Genomic DNA, 22940 nt, shown 5'->3' on the forward strand with positions numbered 1-22940 from the left:
CTTTCAGGCGCACCAGCGCGGCGGGGATGATCCCAACGGCGATACGTGGTGGTTAGTTCTCGATCCACTTTTAGGCTGGCCGCTTAGCAAAGCGGACACTCGTCGCCCGGCAGTGGCATGACTGCCTTCGACCATCTTCCGCTGTTTCAATGCGGTGAACGGGATGTCGGCTTACGCCGAAATCGGCCATTAGCCGCCGGAGGTCTCGGGCAGTTTCCGGTCAGTCCTTGGTGATCAACCTGAAGAAGTTGATCGGGTTGCCATCCAGATCTCGGAACAGCATTGAGCGGGCGCTTCAGGGCACATCCTTGGGCTGCTGAAATTAGTCCGTCACGAACGGATCAATCCGCGTGCGGACGATCCGATACCGTCTCTCGATCATTGATGCGGCGAAGCGGCGTCATTATGCTTCCCAACGATCAGAGTTATCGGCCTGTCCTTGGCTGGATTACATTCTTGATCGGGGGATTCGATGAATGGCGAAGAAACCGGCGGCAGGGACCTCAGGCAGACACGAATTTTTGCCCAAAACCAAAAAGCTAATAGCGGAACGGGCCTCGTACAGATGCGTCGTTCCGGGCTGCAAAGTGCCGACAATCGGTCCCGGAGCAAAATTTGATGACGTATCCAATGCAGGTTCAGCGAGTCATATCTACAGCGCCGCAGAGAACGGTCCCCGAGGCCGCGCTGGCTTAACGCCTACACAGATTAAGTCTCCTCAGAATGGCATCTGGACGTGCCGCACTCATGGAACAGAAATCGACAACAACAAAGGCGAACGTTATCCCGCCGCCCTGTTGCTCGGATGGAAAGCGTTGCAAGAGGCCCAGTTACGCCGCGAGCAAGATGGTAGACATACGCCTGTCGGCTGGATTCACGAATTGAAGATTATCCAAAGTTGGCTCTTCAAAAGCGACGAGGCTTTGACCCTTGGCAAGGCAACGCTGCTTCAAGGGCCGCCGTTCGGAAAGAGTGCCTTGTGTGACTGGATTTCCACCTCGCTAGGAGGAAAGCATGAGGACCGCTGGATCAGCAGTCTTGGTCTCACTATTCTAAATCTGAAAATATTTGCTCCAGAAGAACAAGCGATCGAACTGAAGTTCGATAACCAGCAACGCACGTTCGCGGCGAATGGAGTGCCTGTCTCAGAGGCGCCCAAGCGTGGTAGCGCTGTTTTTTTTCGTCAGTCAGCATGGTCCTTATATCCGCGAAGCGATGACGACGACGACGACGAGCTAATTGGGCAGTTGCTTGGCTTCGAGCGAGATGTGGTCCGTGGCTTAATCCATGACATTCAACGGAATGGCACAAAATGGGGAAGATTGATCGCGTTCTACCACGAAGAGGATTTTGAAGACGACGATCATGGCGAACCGGTTCCAACGGGTGGTAGAACTTGGACGCTTCGGAGAGGTGGGCCGACGGGTGTAACATTTCGAGGCTTGGCAGGTAGCGAGCAAGAGCGGATACTTATTGAGTTCGCAGCAGCATTGGCCAGAGAGCGAGCAGCTTTTAGTCCTACGGTTCTATTGTTAGATGGTAGTGGCTGGAACTTCGATGACGGCAACATGGCTCTGCTAGCCGAATACCTGATCGGCCAGCCATTTCAGACTATTTTGACAATGCGCGGAGGCTGGCAGCCAAATCAGGCCGCCCCCTGGTGGGGGTGGTCGCGTGTTGTCCTCATCGGAAAACAATATTCGGCGCAGATTGCCTCGCACGACTGGTAGCATATGCCGAAACGATCGCGTCGCTCTTTGATGATCTCGATGACCTCACTTAACGACAATAATGCCGAGTGGAGGGCGGCAGCTTTTTTGAGGCGCCGTTTTATCGGATGCCAGCCCGGTCGCGGCGACTTTTTCCCACGCAGAAAATAAACGGCTCAGTACAATGAATGTCAAGTACAGCCGGAACCTGCCATAGCCGCTCGTGCTCGCAAACGGCCGCTTTGTCCCCATGACTTGCCATTCGCCAGTCGACTCATCCAAGATATCCACCGGCTGATTTTTTCGGTCCCAAGTGCAGGCTGGCGGGCATAGATTACATGATGCGGGATAGCTGCCATTGAAACGCCCCGCAGTGAACAGGCTCCGCGCGGAAAGTTCAGGTCGTCGGACACCGATTCTGGATTGGCTAATTTCAGCGCAAAATGCCGCTGATTCGTCGAAAATAGGTCGATCGGCTTGGACCCTCCTCACCGCCAAAAAGCGTCTGCTCAGGCGGCCCTTGCTGCCTCTCGCGCGGCGAGCTTTTCTTCCTCGGTCCAGGCCTTGCGCACGCGCTCCTTGGGCTGTTTGACCTGCTTGACCGGGCCGCCGCCCAGCACAGGCGCGCGTTTGGTCGAATGTCGCGCCACTTCGCAATGCCAGTGATGATCGTCCTTCACTGTCAGGGTGCGACCGATTGTCCGCTCCACGTCATGGAGCCAGGCGCGCTGCTCGGCGTCGCACAGCGTGATCGCAAATCCGCTTCGCCCAGCACGGCCGGTGCGGCCGATCCGGTGGACATAACTTTCCGGGAGGCTCGGCAGATCGTGATTGAAGACATGCGTCACCGTGTCGACATCGATGCCGCGCGCCGCGATATCCGTCGCCACAAGGACCTGCACATCACCGGCGCGGAAGGCGTCGAGCGAGCGCTCCCGCTGACCTTGGGACTTGTTGCCGTGCAAGGCCTCGGCCGTGATGCCCGCCTCACTGATGAAGGCGCAGACCTCGTTGGCAATATTCTTTTGCAGCGTGAAGACGACGGCCTGGCCCATCTCCGGCGTTTGCAAAAGCGCCAGGAGCGCCGCCTTCTTGTTGGCGGCGTCAAGGAACATCACGGACTGTTCTATCCGATCCACGGTGGTCGATGGCGGGGCGATTTCGACATTGGCCGGATCGCGCAAAAGACTGTCGGCCAGCGCAGCTATAGATGTGGGCATCGTTGCCGAAAACAGCAAGGTGTGCCGATCCTTGGGCAGCGCGGCGACAATGCGTTCGATCGGCTTGGCAAAGCCCATATCGAGCATCTGATCGGCCTCATCCAGCACCAGCGCCTCAAGCGCGGACAAGTCGCAAAGGCGCTGCTCGATCAGGTCAAGTAAGCGACCCGGCGTCGCCACGATAATGTCCACTCCAGCTTTGAGCGCATTGACCTGATGGAACTGACTTACGCCGCCAAAGATCGTCGTCACGCTGGGCTTCAGATGGCGGCCGAAACGCTCAAAGCTGGCGGCAATCTGCGACACGAGTTCGCGCGTGGGCGCAAGAACCAGGACGCGGGCACCGCCCTTGGGCGCCGGGCGGGGATCGGCGGCAAGGCGATGCAACAGCGGCAGCGCGAAGGCCGCCGTCTTGCCCGTGCCTGTCTGCGCCATGCCCAGCATATCGCGGCCCTGCAGCAGGAACGGGATGGATTGCGCCTGGATCGGTGTAGGACGGGTATACCCCTCCTCAGCTAGCGCCTGCAGCAAAAATGGCGCGAAGGAGAGATCGGCGAACGTCAGATTCATCATAGAAAGGCGCCTCCAACGCTCGGCAAGGCTGCGCCTGATCGGGCTTAGCGCGTTCAATGAGCGCGCTGTTAGAGTGTGATGCTGCACTGCGTCAATGTGGAAAGCTGGAGGTACCGATATATGCCCGGCGGCTCATCCCGCCTGGTCTAGCAAACCAATAACTTGCGCGCCGAGGTACCGACCTCTCGGCTATTCCGTAAGATGTCGACCAGAGCCGGTCATTCAAATCAGCTTCGGTTAACCTCTGGTGCTGACGGAAGCTGCCGATCGGGCTGCGCGGAGCGGCCGGTCGGCAGTGCGCCCACGATCGCCGCTCCCATGACATATTTGCAGTCCCAGAAGCTGTCGTCGTACACGCGCTCACGGTACCCGCGGATCGTCCGCTCAATCAGCTTTGGTCTCCCAGGTCATCGGTCTAAGGGATGTTACGAGGGATACGCATTTGAGAATTGCGATTGTCGATGAAAGTGCTGCGCGCGCGGCCGTGATCGAGGAAGGTCTGCGCGATGCGGGGCTGAGCGACGTCACGATCTTCATCGATCGCCGCGGTATCGCCGCGCGGCTTGAGGCATTGTCGCCCGACGTCGTGCTGATCAACCTCGCCAATCCGCACCGCGATGAGCTCGAGGAGCTGTTCGCGCTGTCGAAGGCGATGGCGCGGCCGGTCGCGATGTTTGTCGACCAGAGCGATGTCGCCGGGATCGAGGCGGCGATCGACGCTGGCGTCTCGGCCTATGTCGTCGACGGGCTCAAGAAGGAGCGCATCCGTCCGATCCTCGAACTCGCGATCCGCCGCTTCCGCGCGTACTCGCGGCTGCGCACCGAACTCGACGAAGCCCGCAGCGCGCTCGCCGAGCGCAAAGCGATCGACGAGGCCAAGGCGCTGCTGATGAAGAAGCGCGGGATCGACGAGCCTGCTGCCTATGCCGCGCTGCGCAAGGCGGCGATGGATAGCGGGCGGCGGATCGGCGACGTTGCCGACGCGATCGTCACCGCTAACCGGCTGATGGGGGATTTATGACGACCACGCCGTTCCGCATCGGTTTCCTGCCGCTGGTCGACGCCGCCTTGCCGATCCTCGCGCGCGAACTTGGCTTTGCCGAGGCCGAGGGAATCTCTCTCGAGCTCGTGCGAGACATGAGTTGGGCGACGGTCAACGACCGTTTGCTCTACGGCCATAGCGATGCAGCGCATCTGCTCGCGCCGCTCGCGATCGCTACTACGCTGGGGCTGGGGCGTCCGGCGACGCCGCTGTCGGTGCCGTTCGTGCTGGGCTTGAACGGCAATGCGATTACGCTGCGGCCCGATCTTGCGGCACGCGTCACCGCGGTGGGTTCGCCGGGCGACGTCGCGGCAATCGGTGGGCGGCTTGTCGAGGTTGCGCAGGCGGCACGCGAGCGCGGTGCGCCGCTGCGCTTCGGCGTGGTGCATCGCTATTCGAGCCACAATTACATGCTGCGCTATTGGCTGATCGGCTGCGGTATCGATCCCGATGCTGACGTCTCGATCGTTACCGTCGCACCGCCCTTCGCCGCCGATGCGCTTGCCGCCGGGGAGATCGACGGGATCTGTGTCGGCGAGCCGTGGAACAGCGTCGCGGTCGACCGCGGCGTCGGGGTAATCGTTGCGGTAACCTCGCAAATCTGGCTTCGCGGCGTCGAGAAGGTGCTGGCGATGCGCACCGCGCGGATGGAGGAAGATCCCGACCTCGCGCATCGGCTGCTGCGCGCGCTGTACCGCGCGGGCGTCGCCTTCGTCGATCCGGCGCGGCGTGAGGAAATCGCCGCGATCCTCGCCGGGCCCGCCTATCTCGACGGGTCGGCGACGCTGATCGGCCACGCTATTTCCGACCGAATCGTTTTCGCGCAGGGCGCCGATCCGATCGACGTACCCGATTTCATGTTCCAGCATCGCGAGGCGGCCAATTTCCCTTGGGTCAGCCAAGCGGCGTGGCTCTATGCGCAGATGTGCATCGCCGGCCACGCGTCACCGAACCCGGCCGATTATGATGCGGCGCAACGCGTTTTCCGCCCCGACGTCTATCGCGCCGCGCTGCGACCGCTCGGCGTACCGCTGCCGGGGGCGAGCTCGAAGCTCGAGGGCGGGATCGCCGGATCGCTTGGTGTCGGTACGACGCAGGGGCGCCTGATCCTCGGTGCCGACCGATTCTTCGATGCGCGGAGCTTCGATCCGGCCGATCTCACCGGCTATCTTGGCGGATTCGAAGCATAATCGACCGCGCTGCAGAAAATTGTTGCGTTGCGGCGCAAATCGATGCAGCTTTCGGTCATCGTCGAGATGCTGCAACGGGGTAGCGTCTTCGGCACCACCAACAATCTGGCAAAGTCGCCGTCGCGTCTCGAATGATCGAGCGCCGCGGCGGCTTTTTTGCGTTTGCTCGAGGGGAATCGGGACGATGACGCAGTTGCAGACAGAGTTTGACGCCGGGCTGGTGGGGACCAGCGCGCGACCCAAAGCGAAACCGAGCGCATCGCGCGCCACCGGCTTCTGGCAGAGCGGGCACCGCCCGACGCTGATCGCCGCCTTCCTCTATTTCGATCTCGCCTTCATGGTGTGGGTGCTGCTCGGTCCGCTCGCGCCGATCATCGCCAAGGAACTGGCGCTGTCGCCCGCCGAGAAGGGCCTGATGGTCGCAGTGCCGACGCTCGCCGGCGCGGTGCTGCGGCTCGTCAACGGCCTGCTGGTCGACAAGATCGGGCCGAAGAAGACCGGCGCGATCGGGCAGATCATCGTCATCGTCGGCCTGTCGATCGGCTGGCTGTTCGGGGTCCACAGCTTCGAGGGCACGCTCGCGCTCGGCGTCGTGCTCGGCTTTGCCGGGGCGAGTTTCGCCGTCGCTTTGCCCCTGGCGTCGCGCTGGTATCCGGCCGAGCATCAGGGCAAGGCGATGGGGATCGCTGGCATGGGCAATTCGGGCACCGTGCTCGCTTCGCTGTTCGCGCCGATGCTCGCCAAGGCGTTCGGGTGGAACGCGGTGCTAGGGCTCGCGGTGATCCCGCTCGCGATCGTCTTCGTGCTCTACATGGCGATGGCGAAGGATTCGCCGAGCCAGCCCGCGCCCAAGCCGTTCGCCGCCTATCTGTCGGTGCTCAAGGAAGCCGACACCTGGTGGTTCATGCTATTCTACGGCGTGACGTTCGGCGGGTTTGTCGGGCTTGCCGCCAGCCTGCCGGTCTATTTCACCGACCGTTTCGCGCTGACCCCGGTGATGGCGGGCTATTGCACCGCGGCGTGCGTCTTTGCCGGATCTTTGGTGCGGCCGATCGGCGGCGCGGTGGCGGACAAGATCGGCGGGATCAGTACACTAACCGCGGTCTATCTGCTGGCGGCGCTCACGCTAATCGCGATCAGCACCGCTCCCGCCTCGCTGGTCGTCTCGCTCGGGCTGTTCCTGCTGGTGATGGCAACGCTCGGCTTCGGCAATGGCGCGGTGTTCCAGCTCGTGCCGCAGCGCTTCCGCAGCGAGATCGGCGTGATGACGGGCCTCGTTGGCTTCGGCGGCGGGATCGGCGGATTTTACCTCGCGTCCTCGCTTGGCTTCGCCAAGCAATGGACCGGCAGCAATTCGCCCGGCTTCCTGATCTTCGCCGGGCTGGCGGTTGTCGCCTTGCTCGGGATTCTCAAGGTCAAGAGTCACTGGCGCGGCAGCTGGACCGCAACGAACGGAGCGCGGATCTGATGCGCGCGCTGTCGCTCCTCACATTGGGAGGGCTGGTGGCGACACCGGCCCTCGCCGACCCGCTCAAACTCGCCCCGCTGATCGATGCGCGGCTGCGCTACGAACATGTCGAGCAGGCGCCGTTCGCCCAGGATGCCGACGCGGTCACGCTCAGGATCCGCAGCGGGTTCGAGGCGAAACTGAACGATTTCAGTTTCCTCGCCGAGGCCGAGGCAACACTGGCGATCAACCCGGCGTACAATAGTGGGGTCAACGGCAAGACTACCTATCCGATCGTCCCCGATCCGCAGAATGTCGAGCTCAACCGTCTGCAGGTGCAATATCGCGGGCTCAAGCAGACCGTCGTCACTGTCGGGCGGCAGGCGATCAACCTCGACGACCAACGCTTCGTCGGCGCGGTCGCGTGGCGCGACAATGAGCAGACCTTCGATGCGGTGCGGGTCGAATGGTCCGCGATCAAGAACCTCAAGGCCGATGTGACCTATGCGAACAATGTCCGCACGATCTGGGGGATCGACGGCGGCAATCGCTTCGGTCCTGCAAAGCTTGCGGAAATCGGCGGCGACAATGTCTTTGCCAACCTGTCGTACAAGACCAGCCTCGGCACGCTGACCGGCTTTGCCTATATGGTCGACCAGGACCAGCGGCAGGTGTTCGTCAATTCGAGTCAGAGCTACGGCGGCCGCTTCGCCGGAGCCTATCCGCTGAGCAAGACGGTCAAGCTGACCTATCTGGCGAGCTTCGCGTCGCAGAGCGACTATCACCGCAACCCCAATCGCTATCACGCGGAATATTATGCCGGCGAGCTCGGCCTTGCCGTCAGGGCGCTGTCGCTGATCGGCGGGTATGAGGTGCTCGGCGCGGACCAGGGTGTCGCGGTCACTAGCTTCCAGACCCCGCTCGCCACGCTCCACAAGTTCAACGGCTGGGCGGACAAGTTTCTCGTCACCCCGGCCAATGGCCTGCGCGATGCCTATGGGTCGGTCGGTTATAGCTGGAAGAAGATCGCCGGGTTCGACGCGATCGGCCTGATCGCGAGCTACCATCGCTTCGACAGCGACCGGCTCCGCCAGCATTATGGCAACGAGATCGACGCCCAGCTCAGCGTCAAGAAGGGCAAATACACCGCGCTTATCAGATATGCCGACTATCGCGCCGACCGCTTCGCGACCGACACCAAGAAACTCTGGCTCTCGCTGGATTGGGCCTTTTCATGACCAAACCGCATCTCATCGTCATCGGCAACGGCATGGCGGGCTGCCGCGCGATCGAGGAAATCCTCGCGCGCGACGCCGACCGTTATCGCATCACGATCTTCGGCGCCGAGCCGCACGTGAACTACAACCGCATCATGCTCTCGCCGCTGCTCGCCGGCGACAAATCGTTCGACGACATCGTGATCAACGATCTCGCCTGGTATGCCGACAATGCGATCGATCTGGTCGCGGGTGATCCGGTCGTGGCGATCGACCGCAAGATCCAGACTGTCACGGCACGATCCGGTCGAGTCGAGAGCTACGAGAAGCTGATCCTCGCGACTGGGTCGGACCCGTTCATAATCCCGGTGCCGGGGCACGATCTGCAGGGCGTCGTGACCTTCCGCGATATGGACGATGTCGGCGCGATGCTGCGCGCGGCCGACGCCGGTGGCGACGCGGTGGTGATCGGCGGTGGGCTGCTCGGGCTCGAAGCCGCGCATGGCCTTTCGCTGCGCGGCATGAAGGTGACCGTGCTCCACATCATGCCGACGCTGATGGAGCGCCAGCTCGACGAAGCGGCTGGCTGGCTGCTCAAGGAAGCGCTCGAAGCGCGTGGCCAAACGATCCTGACCGGCGCCGATACCGCCGAAATCTACGGTCAGGGCAAGGTCGAGGGCGTACGCCTCAAGTCGGGGCATGAGATCCCGGCGTCGCTGGTGGTGATGGCGGTCGGCATCCGCCCCAACGTCAAGCTGGCGCGCGGCGCCGATCTCGCGATCGGGCGCGGCATCCATGTCGACGATCACCTCGTCACCTCGGACGCCAACATCCTCGCAGTCGGCGAATGCGTCGAGCATAATGGCCTAGTTTACGGCCTGGTCGCGCCCTTATGGGACATGTGCCGCAGCCTCGCCGACGGGCTCGTCGCGACGCCCTCGGGCTATACCGGCTCGGTCACCTCGACCAAGCTCAAGGTCTCGGGGATCGACGTCTTCTCGGCGGGCGATTTCTCGGGTGGCGAGGGGTGCGAGGATATCGTCATGCGCGATGCCGCGCGCGGCATCTACAAGCGCGTCGTGGTCAAGGACGACCGCGTCATTGGCGCGGTGCTGTACGGGGATACGCAGGACGGCAACTGGTATTTCGACCTGCTCAAGAAGCGGCAGGATGTCGCCGAGATCCGCGACGCCCTGATCTTCGGCCAGGCCTTTGCCAGCGGAGGAGCGGCATCGGCAAACCCTAATGCGGCAGTCGCGGCGCTGGCGGACGACGCCGAGATCTGCGGCTGCAATGGCGTCAGCAAGGGCAAAGTGGTCGGCGCGATCGCAGGGGGCGCCTGCACACTTGATGCGGTGCGCGCCTGCACCAAGGCCTCGGCCTCGTGCGGGTCGTGTACGCCTTTGGTCGAGGGGTTGCTCGCCGTCACGTTGGGCGACGCGTTCGACGGCGAGCGCACCGCGCCGACATTGTGCAAATGCTCCAGCTTTACGCATGAGGACGTCCGCCGGCTGATCCCCGAGAAAGGCCTCAAGGCGATCCCACAGGTGATGCAGGCGCTGCACTGGACGACGCCGGACGGCTGCTCGTCGTGCCGCCCAGCGCTCAATTACTATTTGCTGTGCGCATCGCCGGGCGAATTCGTCGACGACAACCAGTCGCGCTTCGTCAACGAGCGGATGCACGCCAACATCCAGAAGGACGGGACCTATTCGGTCGTCCCGCGGATGTGGGGTGGGGTGACGAACCCCAAGGAATTGCGCGCGATCGCCGATGTCGCAGAGAAATACCAAGCGCGGATGGTCAAGGTGACCGGCGGCCAGCGGCTCGACATCTTCGGGATCAAGAAGGAGGATTTGCCCGCGGTGTGGGCCGATCTTAACGCTGCGGGCATGGTCAGCGGCCATGCCTATGCCAAGGCGCTCCGCACCGTGAAGACGTGCGTAGGCTCCGAATGGTGCCGCTTCGGCACACAGGATTCGACCGGGCTCGGGATCAAGACCGAGCAGATGACCTGGGGCAGCTTCATGCCGCACAAATTCAAGATCGCGGTGTCGGGCTGTCCACGCAATTGCGCCGAGGCGACCATCAAGGATTTCGGCGTAATCTGTGTCGACAGCGGGTACGAACTGTCGATCGGCGGGAATGGCGGGATCAAGCTGCGCGGCACCGATTTCCTGTGCAAGGTGGCGACCGAGCAGGAGGCGCTCGATCACTGCGCGGCGTTCATCCAGCTATACCGCGAGGAAGCGCGCTATCTCGATCGCACCGCGCCGTGGGTCGAGCGCGTCGGGCTCGACTATATCAAGGCCCGGATCGTCGAGGACGTCGAAGGCCGCGTGGCGCTGACTGCCCGTTTCCATTTCTCGCAGCGCTTCATGCAGGACGACCCGTGGGCGAAACGCGCGGCGGGGGAGGATTACAAACTCCACCAGCATCTCGCCGAAATCCGTCCTCTCGCGACGCCTTCGCTGGTGGCGGCGTGAGTGCGGTCGGCGAATGGCTCGACATCGGTCGAGTCGACCAGCTTCCCGCGCTCGGCGCGCGCACGCTGCCGGTGCGCGGCGGGCGCGAGATCGCGATCTTCCGCACCGCCAATGGCGAGATCTACGCGCTCGCCAACCAATGCCCGCACAAGCAGGGGCCGCTCAGCCAGGGGATCGTCCATGACACCACGGTGACGTGCCCGCTGCACAATTGGCGGATCTCGCTGGTGACGGGCGAGGCGCTGGGCGAGGACAAAGGGTGCGTGCCGGTGATCCCGGTCAAGATCGACGGCGGGCGGATCCTGATCGGCCGGGCGGCGGCGCTGGAAGGCGTGGCTTGACCACGGTCAAGACCACTTGCGCCTATTGCGGCGTCGGCTGCGGCGTGCTCGCCACCCCCACCGGCGCGCGCTCGGCGACGATTGCGGGTGACCCGGAGCACCCCGCCAATTTCGGCAAGCTCTGCTCCAAGGGCGCGCATCTCGGCGAGACGATCGGCCTCGAAGACCGGTTGTTCCACCCGATGATCGGCACCCGCCAAGCCAGCTGGGACGATGCGCTCGACCATGTCGCGCAGCGGTTCGCCGCGACGATCGCCGAATACGGCCCCGACAGCGTCGCCTTCTATGCCTCGGGCCAGATGCTGACCGAGGACTATTACGTTGCCAACAAGCTGATGAAAGGCTTCATCGGCACCGCCAATATCGACACCAATTCGCGCCTGTGCATGGCGAGCGCGGTCGCGGCGCATGTCCGCGCGTTCGGCGAAGATGTCGTGCCGTGCAGCTACGACGATCTCGATGCGGCAGACCTGATCGTGCTGGTCGGATCGAACACCGCGTGGTGCCATCCGGTGATCTGGCAGCGGATCGAGGTGGCGCGGGCGGCGCGCGGCACCAAACTCGTGGTGATCGACCCGCGCCGCACCGAGACCGCCGAGCGCGCCGACCTGCATCTCGCGATCGCGCCCGACAGCGACGTCGCGCTGTTCACCGGGCTGCTCGCGCACATGCGCTCGAGCTGGCGGCTCGACGGCACGGCGCTGGCCGAGCGCGTGCACGTCCCCGACGGCTTCTGGAAGACGCTGCCGAACCCCGACGTCGCGCGCACCTGCGACATCGCGCCCGCCGACCTGCAGGCGTTCTACGACCTGTTTGCGGATCACCCGCGCACGATCACGCTGTTCAGCCAGGGCGTCAACCAGTCGACCAGCGGCACCGACAAGGCCAACGCGATCATCAACCTTCATCTCGCCACCGGTCGGATCGGGAAACCCGGCGCGGGGCCGTTCAGCATCACCGGCCAGCCCAACGCGATGGGCGGGCGCGAGGTCGGCGGTCTCGCCTCCACGCTCGCCGCGCACATGGGCTTCTCCGACGCCGAGCGCGACCGCGCCCAACGCTTCTGGCAGTCGCCGACGATCTGCTCTGGACCGGGGTTCAAGGCGGTCGACATGTTCGACGCGATGGCCAAGGGTAAGATCAAGGCGGTGTGGATCATGGCGACGAACCCCGCCGTCTCGATGCCCGATGCGCGGATGGCGCGCGTCGCGCTCGCCAACTGCCCGTTCGTCGTCGTGTCGGACTGCATCGCCGAGACCGATACGCTGCGCTTTGCGCAGGTCAAGCTCCCCGCGCTCGGCTGGGGCGAGAAGGACGGCACGGTCACCAATTCCGAACGTCGCGTGTCGCGCCAGCGCGCGTTTCTCGCCGCCCCCGGCGAGGCCCGCGCCGACTGGTGGCAGGTCGCCGAGGTCGCCACGCGCATGGGCTTTGCCGGCTTCGACTTTGCGAACGCCGCGAGCGTTTTCCGCGAATTCGCGGCGCAGACCGGCTTCGAGAATGGCGGGACGCGCCTACTCGATATCTCCGGCCAGGCAACGATTTCCGACGCCGCCTATGCCGCGATGACGCCGTTCCAATGGGGCGGCACCTCGCCCTTCGCGGATCGCGCCTTCCCAACGCCCGACGGCAAGGCGCGGCTCGTGCCCGTCGTCCACGCGCCGCGCGACGATGCCAGCCGCGCCTATCCGTTGCGGCTCAACACCGGCCGCTACCGCGACCAATGGCACACGATGACGCGTACCGGGCTGTCGCCCAAGCTGTCTCAGCACCGCCGAGAACCGCTGGTCGAGGTTCATCCCGACACTGCACGGCGGCTCGGCATCACCGATGGCGCGCTCGCCCGCGTCGAGACGCCGAACGGCGCAAGCATCTTTCGCGTCGCCGTCACCCCCGACCAGCGCCGCCGCGACCTGTTCGTGCCGATTCACTGGAGTGATCAGACCAGCGCCGGCGGCCGCGCGGGGCTGTTGCCGGGGCCGGATCGTGATCCGATCTCGGGCCAGCCCGGCTTCAAGAACAGCCCCGCGCGCGCCGGATCGTACAAGCCCGACTGGACCGGCTTCCTCGTCTCGCGCGAGCGGCCGGGCATCCCGGATTGCGTCTATTGGACACGAATTCGCACCGCGCATGGCTGGCTGGTCGAACTGGCGGGCGAAGGCGATCCCGCGGCGATGATCGCGCTGATGCCCAAGGGCGAGCGCGCGGAGATGATCGATGCACGCCGGGGCGTGGTACGCTCTGCGATGCTGGCAGAGGGGCAGTTGCAGGCGGCGTTGTTCGTCTCGCGCAGCGCCGGCCTGCCGCCGCGTGACTGGCTGATCGGGCAGCTCGGCACGGACGAAGCATCTTCGTTCGAAGTGCTTGCCGGGCGCCCGGCTACCCCTGCTCTCGATCGCGGCGCGATCGTTTGTGTCTGCTTCGACGTCGGCCTCAATAGCCTGTTAGCCGCGATCACCGAGCAGCGACTCGTCACCGTGGAGGCGGTCGGCGCGGCGATCAACGCCGGCACGAATTGCGGCTCGTGCCGTCCTGCCATCGCCAAGCTGCTGCCCGTCCAGGAGAGTGTCCATGTTTGAACTGATCGCACCCGGCGAAGTCTGGCTGGTCGGCGCCGGCCCGGGCGACCCCGATCTGCTCACGCGCAAGGCTGAGCGACTGATCGGCGCGGCCAGCATCGTCTTCTACGATGCGTTGGTCGGCCCGGGTGTACTCGATTTGATCCCTGCGAATGTTACGCGCGTCTCGGTCGGCAAGCGCTCGGGCCGCCATTCCAAGACCCAGCCCGCGATCGACGCGCTGTTGGTCGAGGCTGCGCTCGCCGGGGAGCGGGTGGTGCGGCTGAAGGGCGGCGATCCCTCGATCTTCGGCCGCTCGACCGAGGAAATTGACTCGCTTGCCCACCACGGCCTTAGCGTCCGGATCTGCCCCGGCATCACTGCGGCGAGCGCCGCAGCGGCCAGCGCCGGCTTGTCGCTGACTCTGCGCGGATCGGCGCGTGAACTGCGTTTCGTAACCGCCCACGCGCGTGCTGGCGAGCCGCTGGATCTTGACTGGGCGGCGCTTTCGGATTCCTCCGCGACCCTCGCCTTTTACATGGGGCGCGGTGCGGCGGCAGATATCGCCAGCCAGCTTATTGCAAACGGCCTCGCGCCAGTTACCCCGGTGCTGATCGCGAGCGATGTCAGCCTTGCGTCGGAACGTCTCGTCCATACCAGACTCGATTTGCTGGCGCTGGTGGTCGATCGTGCCTCGGGTGCCGGCCCCGCGTTAATCTTGGTCGGAGAAGCAATGCGCGCCCAAACCGTGCCGAAACTTGCTCGGGCGGCGTACGAGGCTAGCGGCAGCGGCACTTTCGCCGTCGATATGCTCGCGGTGTGGTCAGCAGCGATTTGATCGCTAGACTGCTAGCGGTCACTCATTTGTTTGCCATGCCGTGGGTCGCATGCAGCTTTGATGTCAGGTGTGATTTGAAGCTGCCGTTCGCAGGGCAAGCAGCGAATGGCGGCAAAGTGCCAGGGGCCGCCGTTCGGCATTGCGCGACGAGCAGATAATTGTTGGCGGCTTTTGGGATTGGCTGAAGGTGCTTTCTATGGCGAAGATTGGGCGATTGCGGTCAGGTCGCCACTTCGAGAGATGGGAAAAGCGGAAATTACCGTACGCTAGTCGCCCGGCTCTTTGCCCATTCCACATCAATCATCGTTTAGCGGGGCGCTTTCATCGGATAGGCGAAATACCGCGTCGGCAACTCCCTGGTCTTCCCAGGCAAAGCCATCGCATGTGGTCATGGCATCCGCGATATAGCTGGCAGCATTCATGGGTATCTTACTCTCAGCAAGCGCAGATATGAGCACCGCCACCTGGCAACGTGAGATTTGCGTCTTTGGCGCGCCCGAAATTGACGGCCCCCGCACCACCCTTCGCACAGGGCGCGACGCAGTCTTTTACCTCCGGCTTGATCTCTCGCCACAGCTCGCTGCGGACGACTTCGACAGCGAGTGATCCCGTGCCTTCGGTGAGCACAACATCCGATAGGATAAAGTCCTGCGGGTGCGGGTTGATGCGGGACTCATCGATGGCCGCTTGCTGGCTATTCGCGAAACTGAAGCTATGTGCCCCATTCCTTTTAAGCAAATCCTCAAGATCTAGCGCGATCAGCGGCTCGTCCTCGATAATCAACACGTGGCACACACCGCTTCTCCCGACCAATGGCCTTGGAACGCGCCAGCTCGGGAGTGTGGTACGTCGAATCCGAGGCGGTTCGTTCATCGCGCTACAGTGGCCGACATTCTGGTCCCAATACTGATAACTCACTGTGTTTGACCGCGGGAACCTGATGTCATCGTCGATTTCGATCGGCCGAGCTGGTTATCGCTTCCACATCGTCACTTCTGCAGCACAAATTCAACTCTTGCGGCAGTCGGCCGCGCAAACATTGGCATTCCAGATTGCGACCAAACAAAGCGCTGGATATACGGTGCGCGCGCGGATGTGCATTTCATGCCCGGTGCCGAATTGGCGTGATAGACGATCCAGTTCGTCCCGTCGCGCGCGGTGAAGAAGCCGTTATGCCCCGGTGCATAGACACCCTCGTCGGGTGCCTTGGCGATGACGGGCTGTGGCATCTTGGTCCAGGTGCCGGGGTTGAGCGGGTCGCTGCCGGCAGGTGCGCTGAGCATGCCGATTGCATAGTCGTCCGACCAGCAGGCACTGGCCGAATAGCTCAGAAACAGATCGCCCTTTGGTCCGGCGAGAAATTCCGGGGCTTCCAGAATTGGCCGCCCGCCGCGCCGTTCCCAATCGCGGTCGGGCCGCGCGATGATCGTTTCTGGGCCAGTCAGCGTCCAGGGGTTTGCCATCTCAACGATCGCCAGATCGCTGTCTGGCCCCACATAGGGGGAATAGACGAAATACCGTTTGCCAGCGTTGACGAACGTCGTGCCATCAATGCCGCTATGCTCGGTTTCAAGCCGACCGCGATCGGTCCACGTGCCTTCCGTCGGATCGTCGCCTTTGTTTTCGATCACAAAGATGCCGCGATGGGCATCCTCGTCGTGTCCACCCTCGGCGGCGGTATAATAAATGTACCAAGCGCCGTCGATCCGGTGCAACTCAGGGGCCCAGATCGATTGTGCGTTGGGACCGCTTGAAGGTGGCGTCCAGACCGTTATTTCCGCCGCCTCGGCTAGCCGCGCGAGGTCGGTCGTCTTGCGAATCGTCAGCCGGGTTCCCAGCGTGTTCATGTAGTAAAAGGTATCGCCCTGCCGCACGATCCACGGATCAGGCCCTGACGGCAAGATCGGATTGGTAATCGATCGCGGCGTGCGGCCTGCAGTCGCTGAGCTTGCGACTGCGAGGCCGAGCATCAGCGCGGGCAGCATCCGCGGCATCAGCGGCTTGGCCGTAAACCGAGCGCGTCGAGCGCCGCGGCAAAGGCGCGCGCGTTGCCCGCTACGGTCGCTGCCGTATCACCCTTTTTGTAGAGCGCCGAGCCCAGCCCGAACCCGCCCGCGCCCGCAGCGACCCAGGGCTGCATCGTCTCCGGCGTGATGCCCCCGACAACCAGCTTCGGCACCGCCGCTGGCAGCACTGCAGCAAGAGCCTTTACGACGCTGGGGTTGATCGCCTCGGCCGGGAAGAATTTGAGCGCGTGCGCGCCAGCGGCGAGCGCGGCAAACGCCTCGCTTGCGGTGCCACAACCGGGCAACGAAGCGAGCCCCGCAGCGGCCGAGGCGGCGATCACCTGGGGATTGGTGTTGGGTGAGACGATCATTCGCCCGCCCGCCGCAGCGACCTCAGCGACGTCAACCGGGGTCAGAACAGTGCCCGCGCCGACCACCGCGACGCCATCGAGATGCCGCGCCAGACGTTCGATCGAGATCAGCGGATCGGGCGAATTGAGCGGCACCTCGATCAGCGTGAAGCCCGCCTCGACCAGCGCATCGCCGACCGCAAGCACCTCGGCCGACAGGATACCGCGCAGGATCGCGACGAGCGGGAAGCGATCGAGCGCGGAGGCGAAATCGGCGGGCATGGTCATGACAGGGTGTTCCAGATGCTGGTGATGCCGCTGACGAAGGCAGCGTGGCTGTCGATCAAATGCGCGCGTGCGCCCGCCCCTTCGATCGCCGCGGCATAGAGGCCGCCGAGCGTCGTATCGGCGAGCACGAACACCTCCCCTGCCCGATCGCATACTTGTGCGCGAACATCGGTGCCGATCAACAGCCCGCTGACATAGGCGGCGGCGGTCGGGCCGCGCCGCCCGGTGACGAAATCGGCGCGGACGCCGAACAGCCGCGTGAGCAGCACACCGTCGGCGGAGTCACGCACACCGCGCCGGAAATCGTCGTTCGGCGCGATCGTATCGTTCATCTGCGCCGCGAGCAAGCTGTGGTGCTGCAGCAGCGCGAACAGCTCACCGGTCATCGCGGTAGCGAATGACGCGATGCTGCCACCCGCCATCATGGCCCACTTGCAATGCGTGCCCGGCTGGCAGAGCAGCGAGTTCTCCGGCACCAGCCGCGCCGCGACCGCCCCAAGCAATTGCACCTCTTCGCCGCGCATCACGTCGCTGTGATCGGAACCGCGCCGCGCGACGCCGGGGACGATCGCGGTGCGCCCAGGCTCGACCCACGCGACGCCAGCCGCCACGCTGGCGAGATCGGCGGGGCAGTCGACATACGGCACCTCGATCCAGCCGCGGTTTGACCCGACCATGCCGGCGCACAGCATCGGCAAATCATCCATGCGCGCCCGGATCGCCGCCGCCTCGCTGGCAAAACCACCCTGCCCGACCGCCAGAATCCCGCGATCGTCACGCTCTTCCTGTTCCACAATCCCGCCAACGATGCGGTACACCCGGCGGTTGGTCGTGCCCCAATCCACCGCGAGAAACGCGCGTTGATCAGTCATAAAAGGCTTCGGACGTTTCCCGCCGCCCGCGCAGGAACGCATCCGCGACCAGACGCAACGGATCGGTATCGACATCGCTGCGCCCACCCTGGATCAGCGTCGCGAAGCGCGCGTATAGCCCAGGATATTCGCGGTCTTCGCTATGGTCCGTGCCGGTCGGCAGCGCCAGCACCGCGCCGCCGTTGGACAGTTTCAACGTACCCGCATCGGTTTCGACGATGATATCCCAGCTTTGCGGCCCGGTCTGCCGCCAGTCGAGGTCCATCAGGATCGGGGCGCCACCGGTATCGCGAAATTCGATCTCGGCAGCGATCGGCGCGGCGCGGTTGGCGGGGATGGTCAGCGTCGCCGCCTTGAGGAAGAACGGGCGCGGCAGGATGTGCGTGGCGATCGACAGCGCGTTGATGCCGGGATCGAACACGCCGAGGCCGCCCGGCTCCCAGATCCACGCCTGACCCGGATGCCAAACTCGCACGTCTTCGCGCCAGATGATCGAAACCCGGTCGACCCTGCGCTCCGCGAGCCATGCCCGTGCCGGCGCCACCCCGGCGGCAAAGCGCGAATGCCAAGCCGCAAACAGCGTGACGCCAACCTTGCGCGCCTGATCGTCGAGCGCGGCGACCTCGGCCAAGGTCGCGCCGGGCGGCTTTTCGAGGAACACATGGACGCCGCGCGCCAGGGCCTGCGCTGCAAGATCGTAGCGCACTTGCGGCGGGGTGCAGAGCGCCACCGCGTCCACCGCCGGCCCCTCGACGAGCAGGGCCTCGAGGCTGCGATGATGCGCCACGCCCTCGACACCCGGATCATGCGGAGAAACCGTGGCGGCAAGTCCGAACGCTGCGTTGCCTGCGATTGCCGGCAAATGCTGGTCACGCGCAATCTTGCCCATGCCGATGACGGCGATGCGGATCGGCTCCATTACAGCGCCCGGACGACGACCGGCGCGGCCAGCGCACGGCCGAGCGGATTGCGCAGCGGCAGCGTGAAGGGCGCGGCTGCGATCTCGAACACGTCGCCGACCTCGGTCTTCACCGCATCACTGAACGACAGCGTCGCGGTGCCGAAGAAATGGATATGGATGTCGCCGGGGCGGCGGAACAGATCGTATTTGAAGTGATGCGCCTCGAGATTGGCGATGCTGTGCGACATGTTGTCTTCGCCCGACAGGAAGGGCTTTTCCCACAGCGTCACGCCCTCGCGTACGATCCGACTGGTGCCTTGGACATGCGCGGGCGGCACGCCGACCAGAAGTTCGGGGCCAAGCGCCGCCTGGCGCAGCTTGGAGTGCGCGAGCCACAGATAATTGTGCCGCTCGGTCACATGGTCGCTGAATTCGTTGGCGAGGCAGAGGCCCAGGCGGAACGGCGTGCCATCGGGGCCGATTAGGTAAATGCCGGCCAGCTCCGGCTCTTCGCCGCCGTCCTGCGCGAAAGCGGGCATCATCAGCGGTGCACCGGGCGCGACGAGTTGTGTCCCGTCGCCTTTGTAGAACCATTCGGGTTGCTGGCCGGTCTCGCCCGCCGGCGGCTTGCCGCCTGCGACGCCCTCAAGAAACATCCGCATCGAATCGGTCTGCGTCTGCGCTTCTGCGGCGGCGCGGTGCATCTTGTCGCGCCCCTCGGCCGAGCCAAGATGCGTCAGGCCCGTGCCGGTCAGCAGGACATGCGCCGCGTCATCATGGTCAATCGGCGCGATCAACCGCCCGGCGGCCAATTCGCCCGCCAGATCGACTGTATCACCGGATCCGCACGCCGCGACGGCCTCGGCCAGCGTGACGCCCTGTTCGATCGCGCGCGCTGCCAGCAGCCGGACGCTCGCCACGCCCGGCACAAAAGCCGCATTGTCCCCGTCGGCGGCAATCACCGAGCGTGTGCCGTCGTCGGCGCGATGCTGCAAGAGCCTAATAGCCATTTCATTTTCCCCTGATCGTTTGCCGACGTTGCGCCCTTTTCAGCTCAATCGAGCGAAGGCGTTCCATCGCGCAAGCACGGGACGCCGTCCTGCGCGGCGGCGTCGCGCAGTTCGGGCGGCAACACGCCTTGCGCCAGATTTTGATAGGATACCGGCCGCAGGAAGCGATCGATCGCCAAGCTGCCGACCGAGGTCGTGCGTGCGTCCGAGGTGGCGGGATAGGGTCCGCCATGCACCATCGCATGGGCAACCTCGACGCCCGTCGGCCAGCCATTGGCAAGGATACGCCCGACCCGGCGCTCAAGCATTGGCAAGAGCCGCGCCGCCGCTGGTTCGTCGTCCGCGTCCATGTGCAGCGTCGCGGTCAATTGCCCCTCAAGGCCAGCGATCACCCGGGCCAGTTCGGCCTCGTCCTGGCATTTGACCAGGATCGACGAAGCGCCGAACACTTCATGGCCCAGCGCCTTCTCCGCCAGGAAAGCAGCGGCAGTGGTCGAGAAGAAGGCCGCTTGACCGCGCGTGATGCCATTGCCCGCTTTGCCGCGTGCGACCGTCTCGACCTCCGGCCGACCGGCCAGCGCATCGACGCCGTGCTGATAGGCGGCATGGATCCCCGTCGTCAGCATCAGCCCGGCATCGGCTTCGACCACGGCATGGCTCGCCGCCGTCACGAAGGCGTCGAGGCCCTCACCATCGATCGCCAGCACAAGGCCGGGATTGGTGCAGAACTGGCCCGCACCCATCGTCAGCGAACCGACGAATGCCGTTCCCAGCGCTGCGCCGCGCGCCTTCAACGCAGCCGGCAACAGGACAACGGGGTTGATGCTCGACATCTCGGCATAGACCGGGATCGGCACCGCGCGTGCCTGCGCCAGCGCGAGCAGCGCGAGACCGCCGCCGCGCGACCCGGTAAAGCCTACCGCGGCAATCCGCGGATCGGTGACCAGCGCCGTGCCCAGCGCGTTGCCCGGCCCAACGAGGTGCGAGAAGACGCCTGCGGGCAAACCACACGCCGCCACTGCGCGACGGATCGCGTCTGCCACAAGCGCGCCCGTCTGCGGATGCGCCGGATGGCCCTTGACGACGACGGGACACCCGGCCGCCAGCGCGGAGGCGGTGTCGCCACCGGCGGTCGAGAAAGCGAGCGGAAAATTCGATGCGCCGAACACCGCAACCGGCCCGAGCGGGATCATCCGCAGGCGAAGGTCCGGGCGTGGCAACGGCTGGCGCTCGGGCATGGCCGGGTCGATCCGGAGGCCGAGCCACGCCCCGCTGCGCACAACGCCGGCGAACAGCTTCAACTGCCCGACGGTACGCCCGCGTTCGCCCTCCAGTCGCGCCCTTGGCAGGCCGCTCTCACGCATCGCCGCAACGATCAGATCGTCGCCAATCGCGACGATCTCCTCGCCGATCCGCTCCAGAAAGCGCGCGCGCGTCTCGCGGTCGGATGCGCGGTACGTATCGAACGCGTCCTCGGCTGACGCGCAGGCCGCCGCGACATCGTCCGGACCATGCGTCGCAAACGCCGCGCCGACGGGCTCGCCGGTCGCGGCGACAACCGAGCGGAAGCTGCTGTCAGCGCTGTCGATTGTGGCGGAATCGGCGGTCATATCACTCTCCTGAATTACTCGGACATATGGCTGAGACGAGCGAAACGCAATGATTTGTCTTTTGGACTTGAGGACGGCCCTGTTAGGGATGCGGATTGGAGGGTTAAGGAATGCGTGACGACAGTGCCATGGACGATCCGAACCAACCTCCGGTCGAACCGACGCGCAAGCCGCGCGGCACCGGCCGTCGCCTGAACGGGGCGGTGGCGCACAAACTTGGCCTTGCGATCCTCGCGGGCGAATATGCCCCCGGTGATACCTTGTCGGGCGAGATCGCCTTCGCCGAGGAATTGGAGGTCTCCCGCAGCGCATACCGCGAGGCGGTGCAAGTCCTGATGGCCAAGGGGCTGGTCGAAAGCCGCACCAAGACCGGCACGCGCGTGCTGCCACGCAGCCGCTGGAACCTGCTCGATCCCGACGTCCTGGCCTGGGCATTCGCTGGCGAGCCCGACGTGGATTTCGTCCGCAATTTGTTCGAGCTGCGCGCGATCGTCGAACCGGCCGCAGCCGGGCTCGCCGCCGAGCGTCGCGACAAGGTGGATCTGAAGGTGATGAAGGACGCACTCGCCGAAATGCGTCGCCACACACTGTCGAGCGAGCTGGGTCGCGCCGCTGACCGCGACTTCCACACAGCGATCCTGCAAGCAACGCGCAACGATGCGCTGCTGACGTTGAGCGCGAGCATCGGCGCAGCGGTCAACTGGACCACGCAGTTCAAGCAGCGCGGCCGGACGCTGCCACGCAATGCGCTGCCGGATCATTTGCGCGTCTACGAAGCGATCGCCGCCAGCGATGCGAGCGAAGCAAGCCAGGCGATGCGCGTGCTGGTTGATCTCGCGCTCGACGATACCCGCGCAGCGATGGGCCGGAGGTAGCAATCCACCCGATCCTCCGTTCGGCTCTGGTAGATTATCGCTCCGGAAACGCTGCCACGATTGCGGTGTACTCGGTGCGCGTGATTGCGATCATCGATCCATGACGCGTGCCCGCCGGCATTTCGTAGCGATTCCATGCCGGCACACCACTATTGCCCGACACCTGATACCATGGCCCCGCGAGCGTCGGCGCCGTCGACAAGCCATAACTCGTACCGGCATATTGCTCGTAATAGAGCAGCCAGTCCTTGCCGCCCGGCGCGCGCACGATCGTCGGCGCTTCGCGGAAATTGGGGCTGAGCGGGGCTTTGTTGCAAAACTGACGTTGGGGATTCACGTAGGGAATCGAGTGGGATAGATGGGCGTGATGCCCAAACCTGCCGCACCTGTGTATCGCACGACGAACT

Annotated in this window: 19 protein-coding genes; 10 read left to right on the forward strand and 9 right to left on the reverse strand. The window is 64.4% G+C overall.

Annotated elements, in window-relative coordinates:
• The first annotated feature begins 476 nt into the window (after positions 1 to 476).
• Complete coding sequence (locus tag IEV62_RS02700; protein ID WP_188445299.1) at positions 477 to 1730, forward strand: hypothetical protein; 1254 nt, start codon at positions 477 to 479, stop codon at positions 1728 to 1730.
• 488 nt (positions 1731 to 2218) lie between these two features.
• Here IEV62_RS02700 and IEV62_RS02705 read toward each other — a convergent pair whose 3' ends face one another.
• Entirely contained in the window at positions 2219 to 3502 is a 1284-nt protein-coding gene (locus tag IEV62_RS02705) for a DEAD/DEAH box helicase (RefSeq protein ID WP_229732778.1), read from the reverse strand.
• A 442-nt stretch (positions 3503 to 3944) separates the two neighbouring features.
• Between IEV62_RS02705 and IEV62_RS02710 the strand changes: the two genes are divergently transcribed.
• The 8 genes from IEV62_RS02710 to cobA all read left to right on the forward strand — a co-directional run bounded on the left by IEV62_RS02710 (position 3945) and on the right by cobA (position 14621).
• Complete coding sequence (locus IEV62_RS02710; RefSeq protein WP_188445300.1) at positions 3945 to 4523, forward strand: ANTAR domain-containing response regulator; 579 nt, start codon at positions 3945 to 3947, stop codon at positions 4521 to 4523.
• Entirely contained in the window at positions 4520 to 5734 is a 1215-nt protein-coding gene (locus tag IEV62_RS02715; protein ID WP_188445302.1) for an ABC transporter substrate-binding protein, read from the forward strand. Before IEV62_RS02710 ends, IEV62_RS02715 begins: the two co-directional genes overlap by 4 nt.
• Before the next feature lie 184 nt (positions 5735 to 5918).
• On the forward strand, positions 5919 to 7202 hold the full coding sequence (locus IEV62_RS02720; protein ID WP_188445304.1) for a nitrate/nitrite transporter: 1284 nt from the start codon (positions 5919 to 5921) through the stop codon (positions 7200 to 7202).
• Positions 7202 to 8419 (forward strand): alginate export family protein, encoded by a 1218-nt coding sequence (locus IEV62_RS02725; protein WP_188445306.1) that lies wholly within the window; start codon positions 7202 to 7204, stop codon positions 8417 to 8419. Before IEV62_RS02720 ends, IEV62_RS02725 begins: the two co-directional genes overlap by 1 nt.
• Positions 8416 to 10884, forward strand: a complete 2469-nt coding sequence (gene nirB, locus IEV62_RS02730; RefSeq protein WP_188445307.1) for a nitrite reductase large subunit NirB — start codon at positions 8416 to 8418, stop codon at positions 10882 to 10884. The genes IEV62_RS02725 and nirB overlap by 4 nt, the downstream gene beginning before the upstream one ends.
• Positions 10881 to 11225, forward strand: coding sequence for a nitrite reductase small subunit NirD (nirD, locus tag IEV62_RS02735; protein ID WP_188445309.1), 345 nt, complete (start codon positions 10881 to 10883; stop codon positions 11223 to 11225). Before nirB ends, nirD begins: the two co-directional genes overlap by 4 nt.
• Complete coding sequence (locus IEV62_RS02740; protein ID WP_188445311.1) at positions 11222 to 13804, forward strand: nitrate reductase; 2583 nt, start codon at positions 11222 to 11224, stop codon at positions 13802 to 13804. Before nirD ends, IEV62_RS02740 begins: the two co-directional genes overlap by 4 nt.
• Positions 13797 to 14621, forward strand: a complete 825-nt coding sequence (cobA, locus tag IEV62_RS02745) for a uroporphyrinogen-III C-methyltransferase (protein ID WP_373868534.1) — start codon at positions 13797 to 13799, stop codon at positions 14619 to 14621. The genes IEV62_RS02740 and cobA overlap by 8 nt, the downstream gene beginning before the upstream one ends.
• 435 nt (positions 14622 to 15056) lie before the next feature.
• Here cobA and IEV62_RS02750 read toward each other — a convergent pair whose 3' ends face one another.
• From IEV62_RS02750 to IEV62_RS02780, 7 genes are all read right to left on the reverse strand, one after another.
• Positions 15057 to 15407, reverse strand: a complete 351-nt coding sequence (locus tag IEV62_RS02750; protein WP_188445314.1) for a response regulator — start codon at positions 15405 to 15407, stop codon at positions 15057 to 15059.
• 203 nt (positions 15408 to 15610) lie between these two features.
• Positions 15611 to 16606 carry a glycoside hydrolase family 43 protein gene (locus IEV62_RS02755; RefSeq protein ID WP_373868537.1) on the reverse strand — a complete coding sequence of 332 codons (996 nt, stop codon included), beginning with the start codon at positions 16604 to 16606 and terminating at the stop codon, positions 15611 to 15613.
• 8 nt (positions 16607 to 16614) lie between these two features.
• Positions 16615 to 17265: a 2-dehydro-3-deoxy-6-phosphogalactonate aldolase gene (locus IEV62_RS02760; RefSeq protein WP_188445318.1), complete on the reverse strand. Its 651-nt coding sequence runs from the start codon at positions 17263 to 17265 to the stop codon at positions 16615 to 16617.
• A complete protein-coding gene (locus tag IEV62_RS02765; protein ID WP_188445319.1) occupies positions 17262 to 18137 on the reverse strand; it encodes a 2-dehydro-3-deoxygalactonokinase in 876 nt (291 codons plus the stop codon). The genes IEV62_RS02760 and IEV62_RS02765 overlap by 4 nt, the downstream gene beginning before the upstream one ends.
• Complete coding sequence (locus IEV62_RS02770) at positions 18130 to 19056, reverse strand: Gfo/Idh/MocA family protein (RefSeq protein ID WP_188445320.1); 927 nt, start codon at positions 19054 to 19056, stop codon at positions 18130 to 18132. The genes IEV62_RS02765 and IEV62_RS02770 overlap by 8 nt, the downstream gene beginning before the upstream one ends.
• Complete coding sequence (gene araD1 / locus IEV62_RS02775) at positions 19056 to 20048, reverse strand: AraD1 family protein (protein WP_188445321.1); 993 nt, start codon at positions 20046 to 20048, stop codon at positions 19056 to 19058. Before araD1 ends, IEV62_RS02770 begins: the two co-directional genes overlap by 1 nt.
• A 44-nt stretch (positions 20049 to 20092) precedes the next feature.
• A complete protein-coding gene (locus IEV62_RS02780) occupies positions 20093 to 21658 on the reverse strand; it encodes an aldehyde dehydrogenase (NADP(+)) (RefSeq protein ID WP_188445322.1) in 1566 nt (521 codons plus the stop codon).
• Positions 21659 to 21786: 128 nt separating this feature from the next.
• Between IEV62_RS02780 and IEV62_RS02785 the strand changes: the two genes are divergently transcribed.
• Positions 21787 to 22533, forward strand: a complete 747-nt coding sequence (locus IEV62_RS02785) for a FadR/GntR family transcriptional regulator (RefSeq protein WP_229732791.1) — start codon at positions 21787 to 21789, stop codon at positions 22531 to 22533.
• A 34-nt stretch (positions 22534 to 22567) separates the two neighbouring features.
• Here IEV62_RS02785 and IEV62_RS02790 read toward each other — a convergent pair whose 3' ends face one another.
• Entirely contained in the window at positions 22568 to 22870 is a 303-nt protein-coding gene (locus tag IEV62_RS02790; RefSeq protein ID WP_229732779.1) for a glycoside hydrolase family protein, read from the reverse strand.
• Between the last annotated feature and the right edge of the window lie 70 nt (positions 22871 to 22940).

It is taken from the genome of Sphingomonas psychrolutea, assembly GCF_014636175.1.
Taxonomy (GTDB): domain Bacteria; phylum Pseudomonadota; class Alphaproteobacteria; order Sphingomonadales; family Sphingomonadaceae; genus Sphingomonas; species Sphingomonas psychrolutea.